5 protein-coding genes, 1 tRNA gene and 1 pseudogene are annotated in these 5245 nt (G+C 40.8%); 2 read left to right on the forward strand and 5 right to left on the reverse strand.

Annotated elements, in window-relative coordinates; all coding sequences use genetic code 11:
- Positions 1–330: 330 nt before the first annotated feature.
- The 3 genes from CXF78_RS09240 to CXF78_RS09250 form a co-directional block, all read right to left on the reverse strand.
- Complete coding sequence (locus CXF78_RS09240) at positions 331–579, reverse strand: hypothetical protein (protein WP_102036602.1); 249 nt, start codon at positions 577–579, stop codon at positions 331–333.
- A gap of 208 nt (positions 580–787) precedes the next feature.
- Positions 788–863: transfer RNA gene (locus CXF78_RS09245), tRNA-Arg, on the reverse strand.
- A gap of 371 nt (positions 864–1234) precedes the next feature.
- Positions 1235–2443: a flagellar assembly protein FlgT gene (locus CXF78_RS09250; RefSeq protein ID WP_102036603.1), complete on the reverse strand. Its 1209-nt coding sequence runs from the start codon at positions 2441–2443 to the stop codon at positions 1235–1237.
- Positions 2444–2712: 269 nt separating this feature from the next.
- Here CXF78_RS09250 and CXF78_RS09255 point away from each other — a divergent pair, with 269 nt between their 5' ends.
- Both CXF78_RS09255 and CXF78_RS09260 read left to right on the forward strand, forming a co-directional pair.
- Entirely contained in the window at positions 2713–3423 is a 711-nt protein-coding gene (locus CXF78_RS09255; RefSeq protein WP_011636626.1) for a FlgO family outer membrane protein, read from the forward strand.
- Complete coding sequence (locus CXF78_RS09260) at positions 3420–3866, forward strand: LPP20 family lipoprotein (protein ID WP_011636625.1); 447 nt, start codon at positions 3420–3422, stop codon at positions 3864–3866. The genes CXF78_RS09255 and CXF78_RS09260 overlap by 4 nt, the downstream gene beginning before the upstream one ends.
- A gap of 160 nt (positions 3867–4026) precedes the next feature.
- Here the strand turns inward: CXF78_RS09260 and CXF78_RS09265 are convergent, their stop codons facing one another.
- Positions 4027–4959 carry a DUF6268 family outer membrane beta-barrel protein gene (locus CXF78_RS09265; protein ID WP_102036604.1) on the reverse strand — a complete coding sequence of 311 codons (933 nt, stop codon included), beginning with the start codon at positions 4957–4959 and terminating at the stop codon, positions 4027–4029.
- Between the two features lie 133 nt (positions 4960–5092).
- Positions 5093–5245: pseudogene (locus tag CXF78_RS21800) on the reverse strand (TetR/AcrR family transcriptional regulator); the annotation flags it as partial.

The following is a 5245-nucleotide window of genomic DNA, read 5'->3' on the forward strand; positions in this document are numbered from 1 at the left end:
CTTCTTCTCCCAAATTAATTTGTGCAACAGCAGTTTTCCAAAAATGCTGTTGTTTTTGATGTTCATATGGAGATGTGATTTGTTTTGTCATCATTATGTACTCATTTATGAAAGCTAACAGGGCAATTATTATATTATTTAAATATTTAGCAAATTTTGTGCCAGTGAAGTTTTAGAGCATGTTAAGCGAATATACATTCTGACTGGCTATGTCCTAATTCCACAAAGAAAGGCACTCACCAACTAAGCCGCTTGATCTTTGATCTTCCCCCCCCCAGAGTAGAGAATTAGTTGACTATCGTTAATCTTAGAAAGTTCTTTGGCTACAAATTATTCATTAGTGCCTTCTGGAAGAAAAGGTTTAACAGCTGAATCTTTTTGAGTGAGCATGTCGAATGACTGCAAGCGGGCTAAAAAATCGGCTTTCCGATTTTGATTAGCATGTTCTGACGAATTTAAAATATTAACCATTTGCAACTTCAGCGCTTCAGGCATTTCGGTTAGAAGTTCTTCTAACTGATTATCGACTTTAGACTTTTGAGGTTTAGTTTGTAGGTTAGTAACTTTCTTGAGGTTCATTACACAATACTTCCATGTTTTAGCTTTAATAGAAAACTATTGGAAATACGCCTAAATGTCCATGATTGGGTTCAAACTATCGAAAAGCGGAGTTTTGAAGAATGCTTAAAAAAATTCCAAAAAAGTGGTTTCCAGAGGCGGCACATAGGCGGCACAACTTTTGACGATTTTAGTAAGCGTTTGATTTTTAAGGTAAAAAGAGGTGTTATGGTCTCCCCACAGGGACTCGAACCCCGATCGGCCGCTTAGGAGGCGGCTGCTCTATCCTGTTGAGCTATAGAGAGACCCTGTGATTATACTGAGTTTATAATCGAATTAAACCTTTTATATTTAATTGCTTGATTAATAACCAACTAATTCATAATCGCCTTACTCTTATCGATTAGCACTTAGCACTTAGCACTTAGCTCTTAGCTCTTAGCTCTTAGCTCTTAGCACTTAGCTCTTAGCTCTTAGCACTTAGCTCTTAGCACTTAGCTCTTAGCTCTTAGCACTTAGCTCTTAGCACTTAGCTCTTAGCACTTAGCTCTTAGCACTTAGCTCTTAGCACTTAGCTCTTAGCTCTTAGCTCTTAGCTCTTAGCACTTAGCTCTTAGCTCTTAGCACTTAGCACTTAGCACTTAGTTTGGAACAATTAGCTTCTAGTAACCAATCATTAGTTCTTAATCGCAATGTCGTTCACTTGAATATTGTCAGCGCTGTCGATGCCGTCAAATATTGCGGTTGAGCTGTCTTCGGTAACTTGTTCGATAACCACATTGGCACGGCTTTTTGTGGCTATGGCACGCATGGAATTAAATCTGTCTGGGATATTCTTTTGTAATACGATTTGGAACTTATCACCCATTTTAACACCATTTTTACGGCCTAAATTGATGATAATACGATCCCCTTGCCTGGCGACAATTTGGCCTAATAATGGGCGACAGTTTAACTGCTTATCCAGCGACATCACGCTTTGCTGTAAAATATCACTGATCGCCTGACCATAAGATGATCGCCAAAAGCGCTGGTTAGCAGGTGAGACGATTTCTTGTCTTTCAAATTCCCAAGGCGCTGAGGTGGCGAATGATTCTGACCACACCACTTCACCGCTGATCCCGTGGTAAAGGGTTAATTTAAATATAAACTGTCTTAGTGGATCATCCTCGACAAAGCCCATGTAACTGCTTTGAGCTGGTTCGGTCGAAATATCAATGATTTCAGGTTGCAGCAGATACTGGCTGTCGGTGATTTCGCCTAACCAACTGGGAATACGATATCCTTTAAAGTTGACCAGTTGATTGGTGTTATCAATTTTTTCATCTGCATGCAGTCGCGCAAAACTGTATCGCGACTGCGCATTGATAGCTTTACCTAATTGCTCGGTGATCCGCTCTTCAAAGTGAGCTAATTGGCCATAACGCAACTGTTCGCGTTCTTGTAAATAGGCTTGTGGCAACATAATCGCGGCCTTGAGAGACTGGCTTTTACATTGAGCGTTAGGTTCTTGTTCGCTGAGTTCAAGCTGTAATACCACGGTGATGGTGTGTTGGCTGATCATTTCACTCATTAATTCAACGTTATTGGCCGATCCCATCCGCTGAATTTGAAAAGTATCTTGAGTAAGCCGACCTTGGTTGACTTGCTGTTCGCTGGAAAAATTAACCCCGGCTTTTAAGCTAGCATAATTTAACGCTTGGCTTATGGCATCTTCACGGGCTTTATCTATATCGCCATTAACGATTTTAGCCTTACCAGTCACTTCAATTTGTTCAGCCAATACCGACGAAGTTATACACAATGCACTCACGCATAGCATTGCTATTACGGCAAGGTGATTGAAGGTTTTTGTTCGGATAACAGGGCTGTGTCGGATCAACATACAATGTCCTAATGTCAAAAAATCGTCTATTTTGCACAATTGTGTAAATTCAGCTTACTCTATTTTAATCAAAGCAAAAATTGTGCCGACTCACTATATTAGTGGTTATTTTCGATGTTGCACTATTACAGTAAAGCTTTTAACGCATTTGCCGATATAAAGACAACAATAAGAAAGAGTACATAATTGGCCTTAGTTATCGATGTACAAGGCGATTAAATGACTCATTTATACCCAGACTAGCGGCATTATTTGTTAGAGGAATTATTATGATTAACAGGCTTTTTATCTCCACGGTCATGCTTGCGTCGTTATCGTTAGCGGCATGCACCCAAACGCCTAATGCTGCCAATAACCTTGCCTTTAGTAATAACGGTAAATTTGTCAAAATCGTCGACGAAGATGAGGTTTATCACGATAAGCTGGCTTATGATATTCAGGCTGCGGGAATATCACCCAAAGGCCAAGTGAATGTGTGGGCAGAAAAGTTAGTTAACGAGTTAGTGTTACAAAACGACGCCTTACGCCCAGATCAACCACTGCTGATTTCTACGCCAGTGATGACCAGTAATTTCAATACGACCAATGAATTAGCATTACAGTTACAACAAGGATTACTCGCGGCGTTCCACGCTCATGAATTTAACTTAGTCGATTTAAATGTGGCGACAAATTTGCGCGCCACAGAACAAGGCGAGTTTATGTTGAGCCGCAACTGGGAACTGTTACGTGCAGATTTACCGGTTTCACACGTATTAGTGTCAACCATGACCCTAACCCCTGAAGGTATTGTGTTTAACGGCCGAGTGGTTAATGTGACTAATAATCGCGTCCTTTCAGCGGTGCAATCATTTGTGGCAGCATCGAGCTTATCAGGTTATTTACAGCCCTCTGAAATGATTGAATCACGCAATGGTTTACTGTATCGCCACGAAAATAAGGGCGACAGTCGTTACACCGTATTAGGAGATAAGCTATGAAGTCGTTGATGTTAATTATGCTATTGCTGCTAACTGGCTGTGTGAGCAAAGATAAATATGTTCAGTGGGAAACCGAAGCGCCAGCTTCATTCCCAACACTAACGGCAATTGGTTATGCCCCGTTGGCGACCCAACCCAGTAAAGAGCCATCACATCGTATTTTAATGGCGATGCAAGCTTCAAAAATTGCCGCTTACCGAGAGTTGGCTGAGCAAGTATATGGACAAAAGATTTCGGCAAATAGCGACGTAAGTGAGTGGTTATTAACTGACGACAACGTTAAGTCTAGCGTGAGTGGGATTATTCGCGGCGCTAAAGTGGTTAAGACCTACCCTTCTGGTGAATTTTATGTCACAGAGCTAGCACTCGATTTTAAACAAGTATGGCAGTTGTACGAACAACAAAATCGCCCTAAAAGAGTAAAAGAAGTTACTTACTTTTAATTGAACATTTACGAGATCTTGCGGCTAAATTGGAACATGTCGATTGATCGTTATTAATTACCGATTATTGATTGCTGATTAACATTTACGCTACCTTGTTGATATAAAAATGCCGCTGACATCAGCGGCATTTTTTATTGTATGACATTAACATTTATCATTAAAACGTCAGTTTGAACACTAAACCGAATGCGGCTTGGTTTTCCATGTCTTCAGTAACGTCCGGATAACTTAACTCCATTTCGCCACCAAAATAATAACCAGCATACGCATTAAGACTAACATTAGTCGTTGCTTGCCAGCCTGCGCGAGCAAAGCCTACCCATTCTTCTACTTCAATGGTTTTGTCATCGTCTGCAATTAAAAAACGTTCTGTTCGCTTTGAACTACCCACACCGAAATTCCAGTCACGGTTATACTGATAACTTAACTCTAATCCTGCAGGACCACTAAAACCAGCTTGGAACGGGTTAGCAAGTACCCACTTATCGTTTATCTGCCAACGTACGGCTAAGTAGGGTACGGTGCGCACTTCTGAAATATCATTTAAGTATGCAACACCAAAGCCCAGCATATTGCCGGAATCAAAGCGGTACATGCCCGAGGCAACGACACCATAACTTTGCGCATTTGAAGATGACGCTGTATCGGCATAGGCGTATTGCAGTTTGGGTGCTATAAGGAACATCCAATGATTATCAAGACGATAAGATAACGATAAACCAGCACTGTATTGATGTATGGTTGACCAAGGTTGAATCGTTGAACGTAAAGGAGTGTTTTGGTTCATATCCCAGTCATAATCGAGATTATCGTAGCCTAGATTTGCCCCAATTGACCACTGACGATTGAGTGGCATGCTGGCCGAAAAACTGGTCTTCCAAGCATCACGCTGTAACTGATTAGGGTTATTGCTATCAGCCCCAACATTAGCGGTACCCGTTGATGTACGAGCCACAGTAAGCGAAAATGGTGAACGTTCTGGCGCTGCTAAAGCATGCTGACTTAACAACAGTCCCGATGCTAGCAAAATTGACAACGCTGATGTACTCAATGATTTTGGCTGAATTACGTTAACGTTATAAAGCGTCATATCGATCTGCTTCCCTTCAAATAATGAGATAAGTTAACTATTACTTTGGGTTAATTACACCTTGGATTAATAGTAACTTAGATTAATTACAATAATACTGTTACCGCGCCAATTAAGTTCAACTTTTGATGGCTTATTTTACGTCAACTTGGTGGGCTCGCAAAAACATCCCGGCAGTATCTTGTAAGTATTGTTGTCTGGTTGTCAGTAAATCACCTATTTCTAAGCCTAACTCTAGACGTAATTTTAGTTCGCCAAATAACATTAAACATAGTCTAACTGCGCT

Source organism: Shewanella sp. 11B5 (genome assembly GCF_002836795.1).
Classification (GTDB): domain Bacteria; phylum Pseudomonadota; class Gammaproteobacteria; order Enterobacterales; family Shewanellaceae; genus Shewanella; species Shewanella frigidimarina.